Source organism: Kluyvera sp. CRP (assembly GCF_019930565.1).
Classification (GTDB): Bacteria; Pseudomonadota; Gammaproteobacteria; order Enterobacterales; family Enterobacteriaceae; genus Kluyvera; species Kluyvera georgiana_A.
Window position 1 is genome coordinate 4,147,595 of sequence record NZ_CP082841.1, and the last position, 22,106, is coordinate 4,169,700.

Consider the following 22,106-nt stretch of genomic DNA (forward strand, 5'->3'; position numbering starts at 1 on the left):
TTACTTCACGCTAAACTGGTACTGACCTTTCGTTTTGTGCCCGTCAACCGACACCACGTGCCACTCAACGGTATACAGACCAGGCGTCAGCGTTTGGGATAACGGAACAATCAGCTGCGTTTTGTCATTTTCGCTGCGCGTCGCCTTGCCTGTGTCAACAACCTGTTGCTCCGGGCCGATCAGCTTAACGCCGCTAAAGTTAGCCTCAATACCTTCAGAAAAATTAAGCGTCAGCGTTTGCGGCGTCGACGTGATTTCAGCATTGGCGGCAGGTGTTTGTTGTTGCAGGTGAGCGTGAGCCCATACGGGCGAGGAGCCGAAGGCACTCAGAAGAAGCAGTGTGGCGCAGAGCGTGCGAGGCGCGGTGAATTTCATTTCCATCATTCCCTTTTGTTATCAATATAAGTCAAAGAATAACGCTGTATAATGTTCACGTCGAGATGAGCGCCCTCCGGACTTGCCATTTTGCGAGACTCTTAGTAACTTTTGCGCGTATTCCCAAGGAGAAAACCATGCAAACCAATCTGGCTGCCCTGCCTCAGCAGGAAATGGATAAAGTTAACGTCGATCTTGCCGCGGCGGGCGTTGCCTTCAAAGAGCGATATAACATGCCGGTTGTAGCCGAAGTCGTCGAGCGTGAACAGCCAGCGCACCTGCGCGACTGGTTTCGCGAGCGGCTCATTGCGCATCGTTTAGCATCGGTAAACCTTTCCCGTCTGCCGTATGAGCCGAAACAGAAATAATTATTACTGTTAGTTACAATTCCTTACATCAGACTTGTTACTATTGTCCGGAATAAAACTCGCTGACAACGTGTTGAAGGACGCAACGATGCTGACATGGACTATTGCTGCAGCGCAATATGCGCCCCGAAGGGGAGATATCGCAGACAACATCACTCACCATTTGCGCTTTATTGACGCCGCAGCCGAACAGGCGTGTAAAGTGCTCATCTTTCCTGAACTCTCCCTTACCGGCCCCAACGACGAGCACACGCTCCCCGCGCCGCCATGTGATAGCCAGCTGCAACCGCTGCGCGATGCCGCGCAGCGCCACCGGATGACCATCATTGCCGGGCTGCCAGTGGAGAACGCGGGCAAACGTATTAAGGGAATCGTGATTTTCGCGCCCGATGCCGACGCGCCGATTAAGCAACAGCAGGGGCACGGTACTTGCCTGGCGCCAGAATCGGATCAGGTCAGCGTCTTTGAGCTAAACCACGAAGGTTGTGAGCTTTCCCCTCAGGCCTCGCTGCTGGCGACCGTCAGCTGCATGGCGGAACCACAGCAGCAGCGTATCACCCAACGTCTGCAGCGGTTTGCGCATAAGTACGCCATCGCGGTATTGAAGTCGAATTACGCCAGCGGAACCTTTTCCGGAGGCAGCGCGCTGTGGGATGAGAATGGCCAGCTGATCGTTCGGGCCGACAGCGGAGAATTGCTGCTCACCGGCAGAAAAAGCGCTCAGGGTTGGCAAGGCGAGATCATTCCATTACGCTAGTCCTTTTGGCCGGGAGTTCGCCATGCTGCGCGTTATTGATACCGAAACCTGTGACCTGCAAGGAGGCGTCGTGGAGATTGCCTCCGTCGATGTTATTGACGGGCAAATCGTCAACCCGATGAGTCACCTGGTTCGACCCGACCGCCCCATCAGCGCGCAGGCGATGGCGATCCACCGGATTACCGAAGAAATGGTCGCCGATAAACCGTGGATTGAAGACGTCGTGCCGTTCTACCAGGGAAGCCCCTGGTATGTCGCCCATAACGCCAGCTTTGACCGCCGCGTGTTGCCGGAGATGGATGGCGAGTGGATTTGCACCATGAAACTGGCGCGTCGCCTGTGGCCGGGAATTAAGTACAGCAATATGGCGTTATACAAATCCCGCAAGCTGAACGTAGCCACACCGCCGGGGCTACATCACCACCGCGCGCTGTATGACTGCTACATCACCGCCGCGCTGCTGATCGATATCATACAAACCTCTGGCTGGACGCCGGAACAGATGGTTGACGTCACCGGGCGCCCCGCGCTGTTGCGTACCTTTACCTTCGGTAAATACCGCGGACAGGAAGTGGCGGAAGTGGCAAAAAACGATCCGGGCTACCTGCGCTGGCTGTTTAACAACCTTGACCGCATGAGCCCGGAACTGCGTTTAACGTTGAAGCACTACCTCGGCCAATAGCTAACGCTCTGATTGTCCTGGCAGGGTTCCCTGCGCCAGGGCAATCAGGAAGGCATACTCCAGCGCGACCCCTTCATAGCTCTTATAGCGCCCGGACTTACCGCCGTGCCCGGCATCCATCTTAGTACACAGTAGCAACAGGTTATCGTCGACCTTAAGTTCGCGTAGTTTGGCCACCCATTTTGCCGGTTCCCAATACTGTACCTGCGAGTCATGCAACCCGCTGGTGACCAGCAGGTGCGGGTAAACCTGCGGCTGTACGTTGTCATAGGGGCTGTAGGATTTCATATAGCGATAGTAGGTTTCATCCTGCGGATTGCCCCACTCTTCAAACTCGCCGGTAGTGAGCGGAATCGACTCATCCAGCATCGTGGTCAGCACATCCACAAACGGTACCTGCGCGACGACGCCGTGGAACAGTTCGGGTCGCTGGTTGATAACGGTGCCCATCAGCATGCCGCCAGCGCTACCGCCCATGCCATAGCACAAATTCGGCGCGCCATAGCCCTTCGCCAGCAGCGCATCGCAGACATCCAGATAGTCGTTAAAGGTGTTGTGCTTTTTGAGGAATTTGCCGTCTTCATACCACTGCTGCCCCAGTTCGCCGCCACCGCGAATGTGAGCGATAGCAAAGACGAAACCGCGATCGAGCAGGCTCAGACGACTGCTGCTGAAATCGGCGTCCATGCTGGCGCCGTAAGAGCCATAGCCGTAGACCAGCAACGGATTTTTACCCCGACGAAAATGCTCATGGCGATAGACCAGCGAAACCGGCACCTCAGCGCCATCACGCGCAGTTACCCACAAGCGTTCGCTGCGATAACGACTGGCGTCGAAGCCTTTCACCTCCTGCTGCTTGAGCACGCGACGCTCGCCGCTGTCCATATCAAGCTCAAACAAGGTATCCGGCGTGGTCATCGACGAGTAGCCGTAGCGCAAACAGGCCGTTTCCGGTTCCGGATTATAGGCAATCCAGGTGACATAGGCCGGATCGTCAAAGGCGATGGCCGTCTCCTGATGAGTTTGCCGGTGAATCTGCCGCAGGCTGGTTAATCCGCGCTGACGCTCTTCTACAACCAGCCAGTCGCGGAATAACGTGAAATCTTCCAGCATCACCGTATCGCGCGCGGCGATTATCGTCTGCCACTCGCCCTCTTCCCCGTTTACGCCCCGGTAGAGGCCAAAGTTTTTACCTTCGCGGTTTGAGCGAATATAAAAATGTCCCTGGTAGTGATCAAGACTGTATTCATGATCTTTACGGCGAGCTAAAAATGTCTGTGGTTTCGCATCCGGGATATCGGCATCCACCAGCAGCATTTCGCTGGTTGTCGCGCTGGACAAGGCAATCACCACGAACTGGCGTGACGATGTCTTATGCAGGCTGACGTAGAACGTGTCATCCTGCTCTTCATAGATAAGCTCGTCCTGGGTACCGGGTTCCCCTATCTGATGACGCCACACCTGCCACGGCAGTAGCGTCGTCGGGTGCTGGCGTACGTAATAGAGCGAGCGAGAATCATTGGCCCACACCACGCCCGGCGAAACATTTTCAATCACCTCCGGTAACCAGGTCTCATTTTCCAGATGACGAATCCGCAGGCCGTACTGGCGGCGCGAGAGGAAATCCTCGGTTACCGCCAGCAGATTATTGTCGGGAGCAACGTTTAGCCCTCCAAGGGTATAAAATTCGCTGTGTGCCGCGCGCTTGTTTTCATCAATCAGCAGCGACCACGACTCTTCTCCCAGCGCCTGGCGTTGATAAAGGGCATATTCACGCCCCGGCTCAAAGACCTGGCGATAGCGATAGCCATTTTTAATGTAAGGGGCGGAAACCTCTCGCGGCGGGATTCGGTCAACAATCTCTTTCAGCACGCGATCCTGTAGGCTTTGCTGGGATGACATCACCTGGCGGCCATAGGCGTTTTCCTGCTGTAAATAGTCGATAACCGCGGGCCTGGCGCGCGTGTCATCGCGCAGCCAGTAGTAGTTATCAATGCGCGTATCGCCATGCAAGGTCATGGCGTGAGGGATCCGTTTTGCTTTTGGCGGCATCTCGTTATTCTTCTGTTTTAGTCACACCCTATAAGGGTGGACAAATTACACAATGATGCAAGCAAAAGCGGTGATAAAACGCATTAAAGTTGCTGTTTTTGCTGCTGTAAATCGCGTTCTATCCCCTCACGGACCTCCAGAGGCAGTTTCAACGCTTCGCCCAGCGCGTTCAGATAGCTGCGTTCCATAAAATGATCGATATCTATCGCCGCACAGCTGATGAAGTACAGTTCCAGCGCCTCTTCTTCATTATGCACATCTCTTGCCAGACGCTGAGGGTCGAGAGGTTGTTCCATCGCCCGCGCAATCATCGCACGCCCCTGCTCTTCAATGCCGGCTTCACGCAGCTGTTGTTCAATGGCCTGCTGTTCTTTGGCATCAATATGTCCATCGCTCTTCGCCGCAAAGACCAACGCCAGAATCAAGCGTTCGGTACGCACATCCAGCGGCGCTGGCGCTTCACCGTACTGGCTGGCGGTTTGTGGGTCTGCGCGTAATTTATCTTTATACTTGTTCCACAGCACGCTGCCAGCGACTGCGCCGCCTCCCACCAGCAACGCGCCGGTGCCGTACTTCGCCAGCATTTTTCGGGACGACTTACTGGCCAATAGTAGCCCAGCAAGGCCGCCTAACGCGCCGGGCACCAGCATTTGGCTGAGATCGCTTTTACCGCTACCCGATTTTTGCCCCAGCAGAGACTGCAGTTGATTAAGCCAGCCTGACATACGACCTCCAGTATAAATATGTGAGATGCTCAGCCTAAGCGAGCTGATGTCAGGATATGTCTGTTCCACATAAAGATGCGCAAATATCCAGCGATAGCGCGGCCCGATTGCCGACAACGAGACACGCGCAAACGTTTTCGTTTATAATGCGGCAAATTTTAGTGAGACGGTGGAATAGGTAAAATGACGTTATTAGGCACAGCTCTGCGTCCGGCTGCGACGCGCGTAATGCTTCTGGGTTCCGGCGAGTTAGGCAAGGAAGTGGCGATCGAATGCCAGCGATTGGGTATCGAAACCATTGCCGTTGACCGCTACGCCGACGCCCCGGCGATGCACGTCGCGCATCGTTCTTATGTAATTAACATGCTCGATGGCGCGGCGCTGAAAGCGCTGGTTGAGCAGGAAAAACCGCACTATATCGTGCCGGAGATTGAAGCTATCGCCACCGATATGCTGATTGAACTGGAGCAGGCGGGTCAGCACGTCGTGCCCTGCGCACGCGCCACCCAACTGACCATGAACCGCGAAGGCATTCGCCGACTGGCGGCAGAACTCCTCAAGCTGCCAACCTCAGCCTATCACTTCGCCGATAGCGAAGCCCAGTTTCGCCAGGCGGTTGCCGACATCGGCTTACCGTGTATCGTGAAACCGGTGATGAGCTCATCCGGCAAGGGCCAGACCTTTATTCGCCGTGAAGACCAGCTCGCTCAGGCGTGGCAGTACGCGCAGGAAGGCGGCCGCGCCGGTGCCGGGCGCGTAATCGTCGAAGGGGTCGTCAATTTTGATTTTGAAATCACCCTATTGACCGTTAACGCCGTAGACGGCGTGCACTTTTGCGCGCCAGTCGGCCACCGTCAGGAAGATGGCGACTACCGTGAATCCTGGCAGCCGCAGCAGATGAGCGCGCTGGCGCTGGAGCGCGCGCAGGCAATCGCGCGCGAGGTGGTGCTGGCACTCGGCGGCTACGGCCTGTTCGGCGTTGAGCTGTTTGTCTGTGGCGACGATGTGGTGTTTAGCGAAGTTTCGCCGCGTCCGCATGATACCGGAATGGTCACGCTGATTTCGCAGGACGTTTCAGAGTTCGCTCTGCATGTGCGTGCTTTCCTTGGCTTGCCAATTGGCGCCATTCGCCAGTATGGCCCTTCCGCTTCTGCCGTGCTGCTGCCAACGCTGACCAGTAACAACGTGACCTTTGATAACGTGCAGAATGCGCTCGGTGCGGGTGTGCAACTGCGGCTGTTCGGTAAGCCGGATATCGCCGGTTCACGCCGCATGGGGGTAGCGCTGGCCACCGGCGATAGCGTTGAAGATGCCGTTGAACGCGCCAAAATCGCTGCGGCCGCCGTCGTTATTCAGGAATAAGAAAAAAGGCGGGCTGCTCACGCATACCCGCCTTTCTTTTGCTTACCCGATCATCAGACCGGGTACAGCAGACACCTTACAGCTTCGCGCCTTCAACCGCTTCGCGAGCCAGCTTGGTGATGCGATCGTAGTCGCCAGCTTCCAGCGCGTCTGCCGGAACCAGCCAGGAACCGCCGATACACAGCACGCTTTTCAGCGCCAGGTAGTCACGGTAGTTAGCCGGAGAGATACCGCCAGTCGGGCAGAAACGGATGTGAGAGAACGGACCTGCAATCGCCTGCAGCGCTTTCACGCCACCGTTCGCTTCAGCCGGGAAGAATTTGAACTCTTTCAGGCCGTGCTGCATACCCAGCATCAGTTCAGAAACAGAGCTAATACCCGGGATCAGCGGGATAGTGCCTGCGGTAGCCGCTTTCAGCAGTTCGTCGGTCAGGCCCGGGCTGATAGCAAACTGCGCGCCAGCGTCGGTCACTTCTTTCAGCTGCTGTGCGTTAGTCACGGTACCCGCGCCCACGATAGCATCCGGAACTTCTTTCGCAATGGCGCGGATAGCGTCCATCGCGCAGTCGGTACGCAGCGTCACTTCCAGTACGCGAACGCCACCGGCAACCAGCGCTTTTGCCATCGGTACTGCGTGCTCAAGCTTGTTAACCACGATTACCGGGACTACCGGGCCAGTGGTCAGGATTGCTTCAGCCGTTGTTTTCCAGTTTTTCATCAGAAATATTCTCTCGCCAGATCTACAAAACGTGTCATCTTAAAAGGTAATACAGGTTGCGCCCTGTTCCGCACCGGACAGTTTTTCCCGTAATGCGCCAAACAGTTCACGGCCTGTCCCCACGCGCGAAGCGCTCAGATCGGGAATATGCGGTTGGCGTGCGGCCAGTTCAGCGTCATCAACCAGCAGCGTTAGCTCGCCGGTCTGGCCGTTCACGCGGATCATGTCGCCATCGCGTACTTTTGCCAGCAGGCCACCGTCATAGGCTTCAGGCGTTACGTGAATCGCTGACGGTACTTTACCGGATGCACCGGACAGTCGTCCATCAGTGACCAACGCAATTTTGAAACAGCGGTCCAATAATACACCAAGTGGCGGCATAAGTTTATGTAATTCTGGCATCCCGTTCGCTTTTGGCCCTTGATGGCGCACAACCACGACGCAATCTTTGTCCAACAGGCCCGCTTCAAAGGCTGGCAGAACATCATGCTGGCTTTCAAAAACTACGGCAGGCGCTTCAATCACCTGGTTTTCAACCGGCACCGCGGAGGTTTTCATCACCGCACGGCCAAGGTTGCCGCTCAGCACTTTGGTGCCGCCGTGTTTTGAGAACGGTTTATCGAAGGTAGCAATGACGTTGTCATCCAGCGACGCGGTGGCGCCTTCACGCCAGTCCAGCTTGCCTTCGTTCAGCCACGGTTCCATGGTGTAGTGAGACAGGCCAAAACCGGCGACGGTGTTCACGTCTTCGTGCAGCAGCCCGCCTTTCAGCAGCTCGCGCACCAGCACCGGCACGCCGCCCGCTGCCTGGAAGTGGTTGATATCGGCCGGGCCGTTCGGATACAGACGCGCCATCAGCGGTACCACTTCTGACAAGTCGGAGAAATCATCCCAGTTAATGATAATGCCCGCCGCGCGCGCCATCGCCACCAGGTGCATGGTGTGGTTAGTCGAACCGCCGGTCGCCAACAGCGCCACGATACCGTTGACCACCACTTTTTCGTCAATCATTTTACCCAGCGGCATCCATTCATTACCGTTGCCGGTCATGCGGGTGACCTGACGCGCCGCCGCGGCGGTCAGTTCGGCGCGCAGCGGCGCATCCGGATGAACAAAGGAAGAACCCGGCAGCTGCATCCCCATAAATTCAATCACCATCTGGTTGGTGTTGGCGGTGCCGTAGAAGGTACAGGTGCCCGGCGCGTGGTACGACGCGGCTTCGGATTCGAGCAGCGCGTTACGGTCAACTTTTCCTTCAGCATAAAGCTGGCGAATGCGCACTTTTTCTTTGTTCGGCAGGCCGCTGGCCATGGGGCCTGACGGAATGAAGACAGATGGCAAGTGGCCGAATGACAGCGCAGCCATCGCCAGCCCTGGGACGATTTTGTCGCACACGCCAAGGTACAGCGCGCCGTCAAACATGTTATGAGACAGCCCCACCGCAGCGGACATGGCAATCACTTCGCGGCTCAGCAGCGAAAGCTCCATCCCGTCCTGACCCTGCGTCACACCGTCACACATCGCCGGGACGCCGCCTGCAACCTGCCCCACCGCATTCACGCTGTGCAGCGCTTTGCGGATCACGTCCGGGTAGTGTTCGTAAGGCTGGTGGGCAGAAAGCATGTCGTTATAGGAGGTGATGATCGCGATATTGTTACGCAACATGCTTTTCAGCGACGCTTTATCGTCTGGCTGACAGGCGGCAAAACCGTGCGCCAGGTTGCCACAAGCGAGCTGAGAGCGGTGAACCGTTTCAGTTTTGGCTTGTTCGATACGTGCCAGATAAGCCGCGCGCGTATCGCGAGAGCGTTCAATAATGCGATTTGTTACCCGTAACATTACAGAGTTCATAAAGGCTCCTTAAATTTTTTCTGTCCAGGCTGCGGCTCACGACGGTGTTTACATAGGGCTGACGAATCAATAAATGCCCGTATAGCGCAGCTCAGAGGCAAAGGTCTATTCGCAGTGTAATAAAAAAAGCCCCGGGGGTGAATCCTCCCGGGGCTTAAATGCGCAAAAATAGCACTACTTGCTGTGTTAGATCATGTTACCGGTAAAATAACACTTCTGGATTACCGTCAGGCCTTACTCAAACTCGTTCCAGGAACGGCCATCGCGAGTAATCATGGCGACGGATGCCACCGGCCCCCAGGTTCCCGCCTGATACGGTTTCGGCGCGTCTTTATCGCTAGCCCAGGCTTCGGTAATGGAATCGACCCACTTCCATGCTTCTTCCACTTCATCGCGGCGCACGAACAGCGCCTGGATGCCGCGCATGGTTTCCAGCAGCAGACGTTCGTAGGCATCGGCCAGATGCGTCTGATTGAAGGTCTCGGAGTAGCTCAGATCCAGCTTAGTCACCTGCAGGTTATGCTTGTGCTCCAGACCCGGAACCTTGTTAAGAATCTGAATATCAACGCCTTCATCCGGCTGCAGACGAATAGTCAGCTTGTTCTGCGGCAGCTCAGGCCAGGTTTCTTTGAAAAGATTCAGCTCTGGGTTTTTGAAGTACACAACCACTTCTGAACATTTGGTCGGCAGACGTTTACCGGTGCGCAGGTAGAACGGCACCCCCGACCAGCGCCAGTTATCAATGTCCACACGAATGGAAACGAAGGTTTCGGTGTTGCTGGATTTGTTCGCGCCCTCTTCTTCAAGGTAGCCCGGCACCTTCTGCCCTTGCGCAAAACCTGCGGTGTATTGTCCACGGACGGTTTTTTCACGCACGTTGGTATGGTCAATGCGACGCAACGACTTCAGAACTTTCACTTTCTCATCGCGGATGCTGTCAGCACTTAAATCTGAAGGAGGCGCCATGGCAATCATGCACAGAACCTGTAACAGGTGGTTCTGGATCATGTCGCGCATTTGACCGGCCTGGTCGAAGTACCCCCAACGGCCTTCAATACCGACCTCTTCGGCCACGGTGATTTCCACGTGATCGATAGTGCGGTTATCCCAGTTATTCACAAACAGGGAGTTGGCAAAGCGCAGCGCCAGCAGGTTGAGTACCGTTTCTTTACCCAGATAGTGGTCGATACGGTAAACCTGGCATTCTTCGAAGTATTCACCCACCTGGTCGTTAATCTCGCGGGAGGTTTCCAGCGAGGTGCCCAGCGGTTTTTCCATGACGACGCGCGCCGGTTTGGCGTTCAGCTTCGCTTCACCCAGACCGCGGCAGATGGCGCCAAAGGTGCTAGGCGGCATCGCGAAATAGTTAATGGTGATGCGATTTTTTTGATCAAGCATCTCGCCAAGACGCGAAAACGCCGGCGCATCATTCACATCAAGATTGCAGAAATCAAGACGCGCGCTGAGGGTATTCCACAAGCCTTCATCAATCTTCTCTTTCATGAAGGTTTCAAGCGCTTCGCGGACAACTTTGGTGTATGCCGCTTTATCCCAGTCTGCACGGCCTACGCCGATAATCCGGGTGTCCGGATTAATCTGACCGGCTTTTTCCAGCTGATACAGGGAAGGCAGCAGTTTTCGGCGGGCCAGGTCTCCCTTCGCGCCGAAAATGACCAGATCGCATGCCTGGGCCGTTTGCGTTACCGCCATGTCATTCTCCTCAGTTTATAATCCCGGTTCTATGCCAGGCTATCTACCCGTCGCCGTTCAGGTTTTTATGAAAACGACGGATATCGTTGTAATTTTCTTACGGTGCACTGTACTGTGTTTACGAAATTGCCGAAACCCTTTAACGGCTTTGACCGCCTTCGATCGCACAATTCGGAACCACCATCGCCGTATAGTCAGGGCAATTGGCCTGTTTTGTTCGTTCTTTCGCCCGAAAGGTGTCAGTTAAAATACGACACCGATCATGTAATGAAAAAAAACAACATATTTTGCTGTTCCTATTCACTTTTCATCCCGCTTCAAGCGTATATTCTTGCTAAAACGCCTGCAGATTTCACCCATTAATGGAATCGTTTCAATCTATGAGCGCCTTGTCACGATGAACATGCTGGAAAGAATCCAGTCCCAACTGGAAAACCTTAGCAAATCCGAGCGAAAAGTCGCAGAAGTGATTCTGGCGGCCCCTGAACAGGCAATTCATTCAAGCATTGCCGCACTCGCCCTTGAAGCTGAGGTCAGTGAACCGACCGTTAACCGCTTCTGCCGCAGTCTGGAAACCCGAGGCTTTCCTGATTTTAAACTGCATCTTGCCCAAAGTCTGGCTAACGGTACACCGTATGTTAATCGTAATGTGGACGAAGATGACAGCGTTGAAGCCTATACGGCCAAAATATTCGAATCGGCGATGGCGAGCCTTGCTCACGTGCGGCAATCGCTCGATATGTCGGCGGTGAATCGCGCGGTGGATCTGCTGACCCAGGCAAAAAAAATCGCCTTCTTTGGTCTGGGGTCTTCTGCCGCCGTGGCGCACGACGCCATGAACAAATTTTTTCGCTTTAACGTCCCTGTCATCTATTCCGATGACATCGTTTTGCAACGAATGAGCTGTATGAATTGCAGCGACGACGACGTTGTGGTGCTGATTTCCCATACCGGGCGAACGAAAAGCCTGGTCGAGGTCGCCCAGGTGGCGAGGGAAAATGACGCGATGGTCATCGCCATCACCTCCGCCGGTACGCCGCTGGCCCGCGAGGCCACGCTCGCCATCACGCTGGACGTCCCTGAAGATACCGATATCTACATGCCGATGGTGTCACGTTTGGCGCAGTTGACCGTGATCGATGTCCTGGCCACCGGCTTTACCTTGCGCCGCGGGGCGAAATTCAGGGATAACTTGAAGCGAGTCAAAGAAGCGTTGAAGGAATCGCGCTTTGATAAAGAGCTATCGACACACAGCGATAATCACTAAAAGCGATAAAAAAAGTGTAACCTATTTAAGCATTCGGTAACCCGTTATTGGCATATTGCCGAATTCCTGTTCACGCAACACCTGAGTTGTATTAGTCAACGGAGTATTACATGTCCAGAAGGCTTCGCAGAACCAAGATCGTCACCACGTTAGGCCCAGCAACCGACCGCGATAATAACCTCGAGAAGGTAATTTCCGCCGGCGCTAACGTCGTACGTATGAATTTCTCTCACGGTACGCCAGAAGATCATCAGTTACGTGCCGACAAAGTACGCGAAATTGCAGCAAAACTGGGGCGCCATGTAGCTATCCTTGGCGATCTGCAAGGACCAAAAATCCGCGTATCGACCTTCAAAGAAGGCAAAGTTTTCCTGAATATTGGCGACAAATTCCTGCTGGACGCCAACCTGGGTAAAGGTGAAGGCGACAAAGAGAAAGTAGGCATTGACTATAAAGGCCTGCCTGCAGACGTCGTACCGGGCGACATCCTGCTGCTGGATGATGGCCGCGTGCAGTTAAAAGTGCTGGAAGTTCAGGGCATGAAGGTGTTCACCGAAGTGACCGTCGGCGGACCACTGTCCAACAATAAAGGCATCAACAAATTAGGCGGCGGCCTGTCCGCTGAAGCGCTGACCGAAAAAGACAAGGCCGACATTCTGACCGCCGCCAAAATCGGCGTCGACTATCTGGCCGTCTCCTTCCCGCGCTGCGGCGAAGATCTGAACTACGCTCGCCGTCTGGCCCGCGAAGCCGGTTGCGATGCGAAAATCGTCTCCAAAGTTGAACGTGCGGAAGCCGTCTGCAGCCAGGATGCGATGGACGATATCATTCTCGCCTCCGACGTGGTGATGGTTGCCCGCGGCGACCTCGGTGTCGAAATTGGCGACCCGGAGCTGGTCGGTATTCAGAAAGCGCTGATTCGTCGCGCACGTCAGCTGAACCGTGCGGTCATTACCGCAACCCAGATGATGGAATCGATGATCACCAACCCGATGCCGACCCGTGCGGAAGTCATGGACGTGGCGAACGCCGTACTGGATGGTACCGATGCGGTGATGCTGTCTGCGGAAACCGCGGCTGGCCAGTATCCATCCGAAACCGTTGCGGCCATGGCACGCGTGTGCCTGGGCGCAGAAAAGATCCCAAGCATCAACGTGTCTAAACACCGTCTGGATGTGCAGTTCGACAACGTCGAAGAAGCGATCGCCATGTCGGCAATGTACGCGGCCAACCACCTGAAAGGGATTACCGCGATCATCACCATGACCGAATCCGGCCGTACCGCGCTGATGACCTCACGCATTACCTCCGGTCTGCCGATTTTCGCCATGTCTCGCCATGAACGTACGCTGAACCTGACCGCGCTTTATCGTGGCGTCACGCCAGTGTTCTTCGACAGCGCCTGCGACGGCGTTGCGGCAGCCCACGATGCGGTAAACCTGCTGCGTGATAAAGGCTACCTGATGTCCGGTGACCTGGTGATTGTCACCCAGGGCGACGTAATGAGCACCGTGGGTTCAACCAACACCACGCGCATTCTGACCGTCGAGTAACGCTCACGTTCTTGATGTAAAAAACCGGACGATGTCCGGTTTTTTTGCACTCAGAACAGGGCGTGAACGGTCTGGAGTCATCCCGACGTCGCTTTGCTCGCCCAGGGTTTAAGCTATTTCTTTTTCTTTGGGTAGAGTTCTTTTCGCTGATACGGCTCGATCTCACCAGGCTTGCGCGTCTTCAGCAACTTCAGAATCCACGTATACTGCTCGGCGTGCGGACCCACAAAGATCTCCACTTCTTCATTCATGCGGCGGGCTATGGTGTTGTCATCCGCTTCCAGCAGGTCGTCCATCGGTGGGCGCACCAGAATCGTCAAACGATGCGTTTCACCGTTATAAACCGGGAACAACGGCACCACGCGCGCACGGCACACTTTCATCAGTCGCCCTATCGCCGGCAGCGTGGCTTTGTAGGTTGCAAAGAAATCGACAAACTCGCTGTGCTCCGGGCCGTGATCCTGATCGGGCAGATAGTAGCCCCAATAGCCCTGACGCACTGATTGAATAAAAGGTTTAATGCCATCATTACGCGCATGCAGGCGGCCGCCAAAGCGACGACGCACGGTATTCCACACATAGTCGAACACCTTGTTGCCCTGGTTGTGGAACATCGCAGCCATTTTCTGGCCCTGCGAAGCCATCACCATCGCCGGGATATCGACCCCCCAACCGTGCGGGACCAGGAAGATAACGTTTTCACCGTTGCGGCGCATTTCGTCAATAATCTCCTGCCCCTGCCAATCGAGACGCGGCAGAATTTTTTCCGGCCCTTTCAACGCCAGCTCGGCCATCATCACCATCGCCTGCGGCGCGGTAGCGAACATCTCATCGATAATCGCTTCGCGCTCGTCTTCACTTTTTTCCGGGAAGCAGTACAGAAGATTGATTTGCGCGCGACGCCGAGCGCTACGGCCAAATCGCCCCGCCAGACGACCCAGTTTTCCCAGGATAGGATCGCGCAATTTTGCGGGAACGTAGGCAATCCCTGCAAATGCCAGCACGCCTAACCATGCCCCCCAGTACTGCGGGTGACGGAAAGATTTCTCAAACTCGGGAATGTATTCACTGTTATTTTTTTTCGTTTCCATGCCTGTTCCAGGGTCGCATCATCAGGTCGGTGTGGATAATCAGATAGTTTAGCGAGGTGAGGTGCTTCGCACAAAAGAAAAAGCCGACACCCTGTGGGCGTCGGCTCTGAACGTTTACTTCTTAGACGAAACTAGTCAAAACGCAGCTGCGGCAGAACCTGTTTCACCTGCGCCAGATAATCGGTGCGGTCAGAACCGGTCAACCCTTCGGTACGCGGCAGTTTCGCCGTCAGCGGGTTCACCGCCTGCTGGTTAATCCACACTTCATAGTGCAGGTGCGGGCCGGTTGAACGCCCTGTATTGCCCGACAACGCAATACGATCGCCACGTTTCACCTTCTGACCCGGTTTCACCAACAGCTTACGCAGGTGCATATAGCGCGTGGTGTAGGTACGACCATGACGCAGTGCAACGTAATACCCGGCAGCGCCGCTACGCTTGGCGACAACAACTTCACCGTCGCCCACCGCGAGAACCGGCGTCCCTTGCGGCATCGCGAAATCAACGCCACGGTGCGGCGCGACACGCCCGGTCACCGGATTCAGGCGACGTGGATTAAAGTTAGACGATACGCGGAACTGACGCGAGGTTGGGAAGCGCAGAAAGCCCTTCGCCAGCCCGGTGCCGTTACGGTCGTAGAACTTACCGTCTTCCGCGCGGATCGCGTAGTAATCTTTACCATCAGAACGTAAACGTACGCCAAGCAGTTGGCTCTGCTCACGCTTGCCGTCGAGCATTTCGCGCGACATCAGCACCGAGAACTCATCGCCTTTTTTCAGCTTACGGAAGTCCATCTGCCACTGCATCGCTTTAATTACCGCGCTAACTTCCGCGCTGGTTAACCCGGCGCTGGTTGCGCTGGAGACAAAGCTGCCGCCAACGGTACCTTTAATCAGGCTGTTAACCCAGTCGCCCTGCTGCATCTCGCTGCTCATTTTGAAACCGTTTGCAACGCGATCGTAGGTACGGGTTTCACGACGCGACATTTCCCAGGTTAAACGCTGGAGATCGCCATCATCGTTCAATGTCCAGGAGAGCTGCTGGCCCACCTTCATGTTTTTCAGGTCTTTATCAGAAGCGGCAAGCTGGCTGATATTTCCCATATCAATACCGTACTGATTCAGGATGCTGCTCAGGGTATCGCCCGTGGATACCACATATTCATGCACGCCCGTTTCGTTATCGACTTTGTCGTCCAGTTCGTCCTGCGGGATGGCTTCATCTTCCTGAGCGGCCTGGTCAATCGGTTCACTGGCCTCCGGCAACAGAGAACGAATTTCTTTTTTCTCCAGCTCAATCGTCCGGGTAACGGGTGATGAAGAGGTTGGATGGTAAACGTATGGCCGCCATACGGCGACGGCCAACGTGAGAACGGTGAGTGACCCCAGCATAACGCGGTGGGGCCGCGGCAAATTGTTAAATGCCAGAGCGACAGAGCGGGCTATCTGCTGCACGTATTCACTTCCTTACTTATCTCCTTTCAGGCAGCTCGCATACTGGGTCGCCAGTTGAGTCAGAAACGCCGGATAGCTTTCTTTGCTCAGCTGTATATTCGTGCCAAGTGGGTCCAGCGTTCCCATGCGAACGTTGGTACCCCGCGCGACAGATTCAACGACAGCGGGCCTGAATTGTGGCTCAGCAAAAACGCAGGTTGCTTTTTGCTCAACCAACTGTGTTCTTATTTGATGTAAACGCTGCGCACCGGGTTGAATCTCAGGGTTGACGGTGAAGTGCCCAAGCGGCGTCAAACCGTAGTGTTTTTCGTAGTAACCATAGGCATCATGAAAAACGAAATACCCCTTTCCTTTCACCGGCGCCAGCTCATTCGCCACCTGCTTGTCGGTTGCAGCCAGATTGGCTTCAAAATCTTTCAGGTTGGCGTCAAGCCGGGCTCGACTCTGGGGCATAAGTTCCACTAATTTGTCATGGATTGCAACCGCCGAAAGCCGCGCTATCTCTGGGGATAGCCACAGATGCATGTTGTATTCGCCATGATGGTGATGTGCGTCACCTTTTTCGCCGTGAGCGTGGTCATGATCGCCCTCTTCCGCACCTTCGTCACCGTCGTCGTCAGCCCCTTTCATGAGCAACGGTTTCACGCCGTCCAGCTGCGAGATCGTCACTTTTTTTGCGGTGGAAATGCTTTGCGTTGACTTGTCCATGAAGGCTTCCATCTCCGGACCAATCCAGACCACTAAGTCCGCGTTCTGTAAGCGTTTTGCATCAGATGGGCGCAGTGAATAGTCATGCTCAGACGCACCGTCAGGCAGTAAAACCTGGGTCTCAGTGACGCCATCGGCAATCGCTGAAGCGATGAATCCTAACGGTTTCAGTGAGGCGACAACGGCGGCATCGGCACGTTGTGCGGCGCTACCCCAAAGGGCCATGGATAAAGCTGCGAAAAGAAGCGTATTTTTCTGTAACATAATGCGTCTAATAATCGAAATGAATGAAAGAAGTGTGATATTATAACATTCACTCTCTTGTGCAACCCCTAATTGCTATGACGAATCTTGTATCGCTGGAAAATGTCTCCGTCAGCTTCGGCCAGCGCCGGGTGCTCTCCGACATCTCACTGAATCTCAAGCCAGGCCGCATTCTGACGCTGCTTGGCCCTAACGGCGCGGGTAAATCTACGCTGGTACGCGTAGTGCTCGGGCTTGTTGCGCCCAGCGAAGGCGTCGTGGTGCGCGAAAAACAGCTGCGTATCGGCTATGTACCACAGAAGGTTTACCTTGATGCGACATTGCCGCTGACCGTCAAGCGTTTTTTGCGTCTGCACCCTGCTACACGTAAAGAAGATATTCTCCCGGCGCTCAAGCGCGTGCAGGCAGGACACCTGCAGGATGCGCCAATGCAGAAGCTTTCCGGTGGCGAAACCCAGCGCGTACTGCTGGCTCGTGCGCTGCTGAACAAACCGCAATTGCTGGTGCTGGATGAGCCGACTCAAGGCGTTGACGTTAATGGCCAGGTGGCGCTGTACGATCTGATCAACCAGCTGCGCCAGGAGCTGGACTGCGCGGTGCTGATGGTGTCGCACGACCTGCATCTGGTTATGGCGAAAACTGACGAAGTGCTGTGCCTCAACCATCATATTTGCTGTTCCGGCACGCCGGATGTGGTCTCAATGCACCCGGAATTTATCTCAATGTTTGGGCCGCGCGGCGCCGAGCAGCTCGGAATTTATCGTCATCAACATAACCACCGCCACGATTTACAGGGCCGTATTGTTTTACGTCGGGGAAATGGGCAGTCATGATTGAAATTTTACTTCCCGGTTGGCTTGCCGGAATGATGCTGGCGTGTGCTGCCGGCCCGTTAGGCTCATTTGTGGTCTGGCGTCGTATGTCCTATTTTGGCGATACTCTGGCGCATGCTTCCCTGCTGGGTGTCGCTTTTGGTTTACTGCTCGACGTGAATCCGTTTTATGCGGTCATCGCCGTGACGCTGCTGCTGGCGGCGGGGCTGGTGTGGCTGGAAAAGCGCCCTCACCTGGCGGTGGATACCCTGCTCGGCATTATGGCGCATAGCGCGCTGTCGCTCGGTCTGGTGGTGGTAAGCTTGATGTCGAACATCCGCGTCGACCTGATGGCCTACCTGTTTGGCGACCTGCTGGCGGTCACCCCGCAGGATCTTATCTCGATCGCGCTCGGCGTGATTGTGGTGCTGGCAATTCTGTTCTGGCAATGGCGTAATCTGCTGTCGATGACCATCAGCCCGGATCTGGCGTTTGTCGACGGCGTGAAGCTACAGCGGGTTAAGCTGCTGCTGATGCTGGTGACAGCGCTGACCATCGGCGTGGCGATGAAGTTCGTCGGGGCGCTAATTATCACCTCACTGCTAATTATTCCGGCCGCGACGGCACGTCGCTTCGCCCGTACGCCAGAGCAGATGGCGGGGATTGCGGTGGGTGTTGGGATGATTGCGGTAACCGGTGGGCTGACCTTCTCGGCGTTTTACGATACGCCAGCCGGCCCTTCCGTGGTGCTGTGTGCGGCGCTGCTGTTTATTCTGAGTATGACAAAGAAAGCCGCTGCCTGATTTTTCCGGCGTCGCTTCTCATACCGGGCCTACACATTCCGTAGGCCTGATAAGCGAAGCGCCATCAGGCACTAAGGCATCTCAGGCGGCTGGATGCCGAAGTGCGTCCACGCGCGCGAGGTTGCCATACGGCCACGAGGCGTGCGCTGCAAGAACCCTTGCTGAATCAGATAGGGCTCCAGCACGTCCTCAATGGTTTCTCGCTCTTCGCCAATTGCCGCCGCCAGGTTATCCAACCCGACCGGCCCGCCAAAGAACTTATCAATCACCGCCAGCAGCAGTTTGCGGTCCATATAGTCAAAGCCTTCCGCGTCAACGTTCAGCATATCCAGCGCCTGCGCAGCAATCTCTGCGGAAATAGTGCCGTCGTGCTTCACTTCCGCATAATCGCGCACACGCCTGAGCAGACGGTTGGCAATACGCGGCGTACCGCGTGCGCGACGCGCCACTTCCAGCGCGCCTTCATCGCTCATCTCCAGCCCCATATAGCGGGCGCTGCGGCCCACGATGTGCTGGAGATCCGGCACTTGATAAAATTCCAGCCGCTGTACGATACCGAAGCGATCGCGCAGCGGCGAGGTCAGCGAACCCGCGCGGGTAGTGGCGCCAATCAGGGTAAAGGGCGGCAGATCGATTTTAATCGACCGGGCAGCCGGGCCTTCACCAATCATAATGTCCAACTGATAGTCTTCCATCGCCGGGTACAGCACCTCCTCGACGACCGGAGACAGGCGGTGGATCTCATCGATAAACAGCACATCATGAGGTTCAAGGTTGGTGAGCATGGCCGCCAGGTCGCCCGCTTTCTCCAGTACGGGGCCTGAGGTGGTGCGAAGGTTAACGCCCATTTCATTGGCCACGATATTCGCCAGCGTGGTTTTCCCTAATCCAGGCGGGCCGAAAATGAGCAGATGGTCCAGCGCGTCGCCGCGCAGTTTCGCCGCCTGAATAAAGATCTCCATCTGCGAGCGCACCTGCGGCTGGCCGATGTACTCTTCCAGTAATTTGGGGCGGATGGCGCGATCGGCCACCTCTTCGGCTATCGTACTACCTGCTGAGATCAGGCGGTCTGCTTCAATCATCCTTTACCTCATAGCGCTGCGCGGAGCGCTTCGCGGATCAATGTTTCGCTGCTGGCGTCCGGACGGGCAATTTTGCTCACCATCCGGCTGGCTTCCTGAGGTTTATAGCCCAGCGCCACCAGTGCGGCAACCGCTTCCTGCTCGGCGTCGTCGCTCTCCGGACCAGCCGGTGAGGTCAGTACCAAATCGGCGGCTGGCGTAAAGAGGTCGCCGTGCAGGCCTTTGAAGCGGTCTTTCATCTCGACGATAAGACGCTCGGCGGTTTTCTTGCCAATCCCCGGCAGCTTGACCAGCGCGCCCAGCTCTTCACGCTCGACCGCGTTGACAAACTGCTGCGCCGACATGCCGGAGAGAATAGCCAACGCCAGCTTCGGGCCGACGCCGTTGGTTTTAATCAGCTCTTTAAACAGCGTGCGTTCCTGTTTGTTGTTGAAACCGTACAGCAACTGCGCGTCTTCACGCACCACGAAGTGGGTAAAGACAATCGCTTCCTGCCCGGCTTCCGGCAGCTCGTAAAAACAGGTCATGGGCATATGCACTTCATAGCCGACGCCGCCGGTTTCCAGAAGGACCAACGGGGGTTGTTTTTCGAGAATGATGCCTCTGAGTCTGCCTATCACGTGACGCTCCTGCGTTAAGGGCTGAAATGTAATGTACTATCATAAAAAAAGGCTGGATGTTTATCCAGCCTCATTTGTGATTATCGTAACCGCCCACGAGCTAAATTCAACCTGGCGTCACTCACCTGCATGGCGTTCTGGCTGACGTGGCAGTGGGTAATGGCGATAGCCAGCGCATCCGCGGCATCGGCCTGTGGGTTGGCGGGCAGTTTGAGCAACGTGCGCACCATATGCTGAACCTGGCTTTTTTCCGCGCTACCGATACCCACCACGGTCTGTTTGACCTGACGGGCGGCGTACTCAAATACCGGCAGTTCCTGGTTAGTGGCGGCGACAATCGCCACCCCGCGCGCCTGCCCCAGCTTAAGCGCCGAGTCGGCGTTTTTCGCCATAAAGACCTGTTCTATCGCGAAATAGTCCGGCTGGAACTGGGTGATAATCTCCGTCACGCCCGCGTAAATCAACTTCAGGCGCGACGGGAGATCCTCGACTTTGGTGCGAATGCAACCGCTGCCAAGGTAGGTCAACTGACGACCCACCTGGCGAATCACGCCATAACCGGTGATGCGCGACCCCGGGTCAATGCCGAGAATAATAGCCATCACGCATCTCCTGTTATGTTAGGGTTCAGCCACCTCATTCTAAGGTAGCAGCAACCTCGTCAGAGATTTCACCGTTGTGGTAGACTTCCTGAACGTCGTCACAGTCTTCCAGCATGTCGATAAGACGCAGCAGCTTCGGCGCGGTTTCCGCATCCATGTCCGCTTTGGTCGACGGAATCATTGAGACTTCAGCGGCGTCAGCTTTCAGACCTGCGGCTTCCAGCGCGTCGCGCACTTTACCCATCTCTTCCCACGCGGTGTAAACGTCAATCGCGCCGTCATCGAAGGTCACCACGTCTTCTGCACCGGCTTCCAGCGCTGCTTCCATGATGACGTCTTCGTCGCCTTTCTCAAAAGAGATCACGCCTTTTTTGCTGAACAGGTAAGCAACCGAACCGTCAGTTCCCAGGTTGCCGCCGGTTTTGCTGAACGCGTGACGCACTTCCGCAACGGTACGGTTACGGTTATCGGACAGACATTCAATCATCACCGCCGTGCCGCCAGGACCGTAACCTTCATAGATGATGGTCTCCATATTCGAGTCTTCATCACCGCCCACACCGCGCGCAATGGCACGGTTCAGGGTGTCACGGGTCATGTTGTTGGACAGTGCTTTATCCACCGCCGCACGCAGACGCGGGTTAGCATCCGGATCGCCGCCGCCCAGTTTGGCCGCCGTCACCAGCTCACGAATGATCTTGGTGAAAATTTTGCCGCGCTTTGCATCCTGCGCCGCTTTACGATGTCTGGTGTTGGCCCATTTACTATGACCTGCCATAAAAATATCTCCAAAAAACTTTGCCCTATCAGGCAGCGTTAATGACAAATTCTTCAATCGCCTGCCGGTTACTCCACGACTTGGTCAGCGCCGCCGCAACGGGCGCATCGAGCCATTGGTAGGCCAGGTGTTCAGTGAACACAATCTCCCGCTCGTGGGGCAGCGCAAGGCAGAACCAGGATTCCGTATTGCGCACCACGCCCGGCGCATAGCGATGTCGTAAATGTTGAAAAATTTCAAACTCCACCGTGCGCTGACAGTCCATCAAGGTCAGTTGCTCAGAAACAACGTCAATGGTGACCTCTTCCTTTACTTCGCGCATGGCGGCCTGCGACGCGGTTTCCCCCGCTTCCAGGCTGCCGGTAACCGACTGCCAGAAATCGGGGTCATCGCGTCGCTGCAACATCAGCACCCGTTTACTGTCCTGGGCATAAATGACCACCAGAATAGAGACGGGCTGCTTGAATAGCAT

22 protein-coding genes are annotated in these 22,106 nt (G+C 55.6%); 8 read left to right on the top strand and 14 right to left on the bottom strand.

Features of this window, described 5'->3' with window-relative positions:
• A complete protein-coding gene (gene yobA, locus K7B04_RS19655; protein WP_167575576.1) occupies nt 1–375 on the bottom strand; it encodes a CopC domain-containing protein YobA in 375 nt (124 codons plus the stop codon).
• Nucleotides 376–512: 137 nt separating this feature from the next.
• On the opposite strand from yobA, the gene K7B04_RS19660 reads away from it, so the two are divergent.
• From K7B04_RS19660 to exoX, 3 genes are all read left to right on the top strand, one after another.
• A complete protein-coding gene (locus K7B04_RS19660) occupies nt 513–743 on the top strand; it encodes a DNA polymerase III subunit theta (RefSeq protein ID WP_064544733.1) in 231 nt (76 codons plus the stop codon).
• An 88-nt stretch (nt 744–831) separates the two neighbouring features.
• Nucleotides 832–1,500: a carbon-nitrogen hydrolase family protein gene (locus K7B04_RS19665; RefSeq protein WP_167575575.1), complete on the top strand. Its 669-nt coding sequence runs from the start codon at nt 832–834 to the stop codon at nt 1,498–1,500.
• 22 nt (nt 1,501–1,522) lie between these two features.
• Nucleotides 1,523–2,182: an exodeoxyribonuclease X gene (gene exoX / locus K7B04_RS19670; RefSeq protein ID WP_163447983.1), complete on the top strand. Its 660-nt coding sequence runs from the start codon at nt 1,523–1,525 to the stop codon at nt 2,180–2,182.
• Here exoX and ptrB read toward each other — a convergent pair whose 3' ends face one another.
• Nucleotides 2,183–4,234 carry an oligopeptidase B gene (ptrB, locus tag K7B04_RS19675; RefSeq protein WP_223802823.1) on the bottom strand — a complete coding sequence of 684 codons (2,052 nt, stop codon included), beginning with the start codon at nt 4,232–4,234 and terminating at the stop codon, nt 2,183–2,185.
• 83 nt (nt 4,235–4,317) lie between these two features.
• On the bottom strand, nt 4,318–4,959 hold the full coding sequence (locus K7B04_RS19680; protein WP_163447981.1) for a tellurite resistance TerB family protein: 642 nt from the start codon (nt 4,957–4,959) through the stop codon (nt 4,318–4,320).
• A 183-nt stretch (nt 4,960–5,142) separates the two neighbouring features.
• On the opposite strand from K7B04_RS19680, the gene purT reads away from it, so the two are divergent.
• Complete coding sequence (gene purT / locus K7B04_RS19685) at nt 5,143–6,321, top strand: formate-dependent phosphoribosylglycinamide formyltransferase (protein WP_163447980.1); 1,179 nt, start codon at nt 5,143–5,145, stop codon at nt 6,319–6,321.
• A 76-nt stretch (nt 6,322–6,397) separates the two neighbouring features.
• Here the strand turns inward: purT and K7B04_RS19690 are convergent, their stop codons facing one another.
• From K7B04_RS19690 to zwf, 3 genes are all read right to left on the bottom strand, one after another.
• Nucleotides 6,398–7,039 (bottom strand): bifunctional 4-hydroxy-2-oxoglutarate aldolase/2-dehydro-3-deoxy-phosphogluconate aldolase, encoded by a 642-nt coding sequence (locus tag K7B04_RS19690; protein ID WP_064544721.1) that lies wholly within the window; start codon nt 7,037–7,039, stop codon nt 6,398–6,400.
• A gap of 39 nt (nt 7,040–7,078) precedes the next feature.
• Nucleotides 7,079–8,890 (bottom strand): phosphogluconate dehydratase, encoded by a 1,812-nt coding sequence (edd, locus tag K7B04_RS19695; protein WP_223802824.1) that lies wholly within the window; start codon nt 8,888–8,890, stop codon nt 7,079–7,081.
• A gap of 234 nt (nt 8,891–9,124) precedes the next feature.
• Nucleotides 9,125–10,600 (bottom strand): glucose-6-phosphate dehydrogenase, encoded by a 1,476-nt coding sequence (gene zwf, locus K7B04_RS19700; protein ID WP_064544716.1) that lies wholly within the window; start codon nt 10,598–10,600, stop codon nt 9,125–9,127.
• Between the two features lie 397 nt (nt 10,601–10,997).
• On the opposite strand from zwf, the gene K7B04_RS19705 reads away from it, so the two are divergent.
• Together K7B04_RS19705 and pyk are read left to right on the top strand one after the other, a co-directional pair.
• Nucleotides 10,998–11,867: a MurR/RpiR family transcriptional regulator gene (locus K7B04_RS19705; RefSeq protein ID WP_064544714.1), complete on the top strand. Its 870-nt coding sequence runs from the start codon at nt 10,998–11,000 to the stop codon at nt 11,865–11,867.
• Nucleotides 11,868–11,977: 110 nt separating this feature from the next.
• Entirely contained in the window at nt 11,978–13,420 is a 1,443-nt protein-coding gene (gene pyk, locus K7B04_RS19710; RefSeq protein WP_064544712.1) for a pyruvate kinase, read from the top strand.
• A 113-nt stretch (nt 13,421–13,533) separates the two neighbouring features.
• On the opposite strand, the gene lpxM is transcribed toward pyk, so the two are convergent.
• The 3 genes from lpxM to znuA form a co-directional block, all read right to left on the bottom strand.
• Complete coding sequence (gene lpxM / locus K7B04_RS19715) at nt 13,534–14,511, bottom strand: lauroyl-Kdo(2)-lipid IV(A) myristoyltransferase (protein WP_163447978.1); 978 nt, start codon at nt 14,509–14,511, stop codon at nt 13,534–13,536.
• A gap of 131 nt (nt 14,512–14,642) precedes the next feature.
• The gene (gene mepM, locus K7B04_RS19720; RefSeq protein ID WP_163447977.1) at nt 14,643–15,965 is read right to left on the bottom strand and encodes a murein DD-endopeptidase MepM; all 1,323 of its coding nucleotides are present in this window, start codon (nt 15,963–15,965) and stop codon (nt 14,643–14,645) included.
• A 12-nt stretch (nt 15,966–15,977) separates the two neighbouring features.
• Complete coding sequence (gene znuA, locus K7B04_RS19725) at nt 15,978–16,937, bottom strand: zinc ABC transporter substrate-binding protein ZnuA (RefSeq protein WP_167575569.1); 960 nt, start codon at nt 16,935–16,937, stop codon at nt 15,978–15,980.
• 77 nt (nt 16,938–17,014) lie between these two features.
• Between znuA and znuC the strand changes: the two genes are divergently transcribed.
• Nucleotides 17,015–17,770, top strand: a complete 756-nt coding sequence (gene znuC, locus K7B04_RS19730) for a zinc ABC transporter ATP-binding protein ZnuC (RefSeq protein ID WP_064544705.1) — start codon at nt 17,015–17,017, stop codon at nt 17,768–17,770.
• Nucleotides 17,767–18,552, top strand: a complete 786-nt coding sequence (gene znuB, locus K7B04_RS19735; protein WP_163447975.1) for a zinc ABC transporter permease subunit ZnuB — start codon at nt 17,767–17,769, stop codon at nt 18,550–18,552. The genes znuC and znuB overlap by 4 nt, the downstream gene beginning before the upstream one ends.
• A 71-nt stretch (nt 18,553–18,623) precedes the next feature.
• Here znuB and ruvB read toward each other — a convergent pair whose 3' ends face one another.
• From ruvB to nudB, 5 genes are all read right to left on the bottom strand, one after another.
• Nucleotides 18,624–19,634, bottom strand: a complete 1,011-nt coding sequence (gene ruvB / locus K7B04_RS19740) for a Holliday junction branch migration DNA helicase RuvB (RefSeq protein WP_163447974.1) — start codon at nt 19,632–19,634, stop codon at nt 18,624–18,626.
• Nucleotides 19,635–19,642: 8 nt separating this feature from the next.
• The gene (gene ruvA / locus K7B04_RS19745; RefSeq protein ID WP_064544698.1) at nt 19,643–20,254 is read right to left on the bottom strand and encodes a Holliday junction branch migration protein RuvA; all 612 of its coding nucleotides are present in this window, start codon (nt 20,252–20,254) and stop codon (nt 19,643–19,645) included.
• Nucleotides 20,255–20,334: 80 nt separating this feature from the next.
• Entirely contained in the window at nt 20,335–20,856 is a 522-nt protein-coding gene (ruvC, locus tag K7B04_RS19750) for a crossover junction endodeoxyribonuclease RuvC (RefSeq protein WP_064544692.1), read from the bottom strand.
• A gap of 34 nt (nt 20,857–20,890) precedes the next feature.
• Nucleotides 20,891–21,634 carry a YebC/PmpR family DNA-binding transcriptional regulator gene (locus tag K7B04_RS19755; RefSeq protein WP_064544690.1) on the bottom strand — a complete coding sequence of 248 codons (744 nt, stop codon included), beginning with the start codon at nt 21,632–21,634 and terminating at the stop codon, nt 20,891–20,893.
• Between the two features lie 28 nt (nt 21,635–21,662).
• The gene (gene nudB / locus K7B04_RS19760; protein WP_163447972.1) at nt 21,663–22,106 is read right to left on the bottom strand and encodes a dihydroneopterin triphosphate diphosphatase; all 444 of its coding nucleotides are present in this window, start codon (nt 22,104–22,106) and stop codon (nt 21,663–21,665) included.

What these genes read in the sequence shown, in the direction of transcription:
- yobA (WP_167575576.1), bottom strand. Translation starts at nt 375, where the DNA reads ATGAAATTCACCGCGCCTCGCACGCTCTGCGCCACACTGCTTCTTCTG.
- K7B04_RS19660 (WP_064544733.1), top strand. Translation starts at nt 513, where the DNA reads ATGCAAACCAATCTGGCTGCCCTGCCTCAGCAGGAAATGGATAAAGTT.
- K7B04_RS19665 (WP_167575575.1), top strand. Translation starts at nt 832, where the DNA reads ATGCTGACATGGACTATTGCTGCAGCGCAATATGCGCCCCGAAGGGGA.
- exoX (WP_163447983.1), top strand. Translation starts at nt 1,523, where the DNA reads ATGCTGCGCGTTATTGATACCGAAACCTGTGACCTGCAAGGAGGCGTC.
- ptrB (WP_223802823.1), bottom strand. Translation starts at nt 4,234, where the DNA reads ATGCCGCCAAAAGCAAAACGGATCCCTCACGCCATGACCTTGCATGGC.
- K7B04_RS19680 (WP_163447981.1), bottom strand. Translation starts at nt 4,959, where the DNA reads ATGTCAGGCTGGCTTAATCAACTGCAGTCTCTGCTGGGGCAAAAATCG.
- purT (WP_163447980.1), top strand. Translation starts at nt 5,143, where the DNA reads ATGACGTTATTAGGCACAGCTCTGCGTCCGGCTGCGACGCGCGTAATG.
- K7B04_RS19690 (WP_064544721.1), bottom strand. Translation starts at nt 7,039, where the DNA reads ATGAAAAACTGGAAAACAACGGCTGAAGCAATCCTGACCACTGGCCCG.
- edd (WP_223802824.1), bottom strand. Translation starts at nt 8,890, where the DNA reads ATGAACTCTGTAATGTTACGGGTAACAAATCGCATTATTGAACGCTCT.
- zwf (WP_064544716.1), bottom strand. Translation starts at nt 10,600, where the DNA reads ATGGCGGTAACGCAAACGGCCCAGGCATGCGATCTGGTCATTTTCGGC.
- K7B04_RS19705 (WP_064544714.1), top strand. Translation starts at nt 10,998, where the DNA reads ATGAACATGCTGGAAAGAATCCAGTCCCAACTGGAAAACCTTAGCAAA.
- pyk (WP_064544712.1), top strand. Translation starts at nt 11,978, where the DNA reads ATGTCCAGAAGGCTTCGCAGAACCAAGATCGTCACCACGTTAGGCCCA.
- lpxM (WP_163447978.1), bottom strand. Translation starts at nt 14,511, where the DNA reads ATGGAAACGAAAAAAAATAACAGTGAATACATTCCCGAGTTTGAGAAA.
- znuA (WP_167575569.1), bottom strand. Translation starts at nt 16,937, where the DNA reads ATGTTACAGAAAAATACGCTTCTTTTCGCAGCTTTATCCATGGCCCTT.
- znuC (WP_064544705.1), top strand. Translation starts at nt 17,015, where the DNA reads ATGACGAATCTTGTATCGCTGGAAAATGTCTCCGTCAGCTTCGGCCAG.
- znuB (WP_163447975.1), top strand. Translation starts at nt 17,767, where the DNA reads ATGATTGAAATTTTACTTCCCGGTTGGCTTGCCGGAATGATGCTGGCG.
- ruvB (WP_163447974.1), bottom strand. Translation starts at nt 19,634, where the DNA reads ATGATTGAAGCAGACCGCCTGATCTCAGCAGGTAGTACGATAGCCGAA.
- ruvC (WP_064544692.1), bottom strand. Translation starts at nt 20,856, where the DNA reads ATGGCTATTATTCTCGGCATTGACCCGGGGTCGCGCATCACCGGTTAT.
- K7B04_RS19755 (WP_064544690.1), bottom strand. Translation starts at nt 21,634, where the DNA reads ATGGCAGGTCATAGTAAATGGGCCAACACCAGACATCGTAAAGCGGCG.
- nudB (WP_163447972.1), bottom strand. Translation starts at nt 22,106, where the DNA reads ATGCTATTCAAGCAGCCCGTCTCTATTCTGGTGGTCATTTATGCCCAG.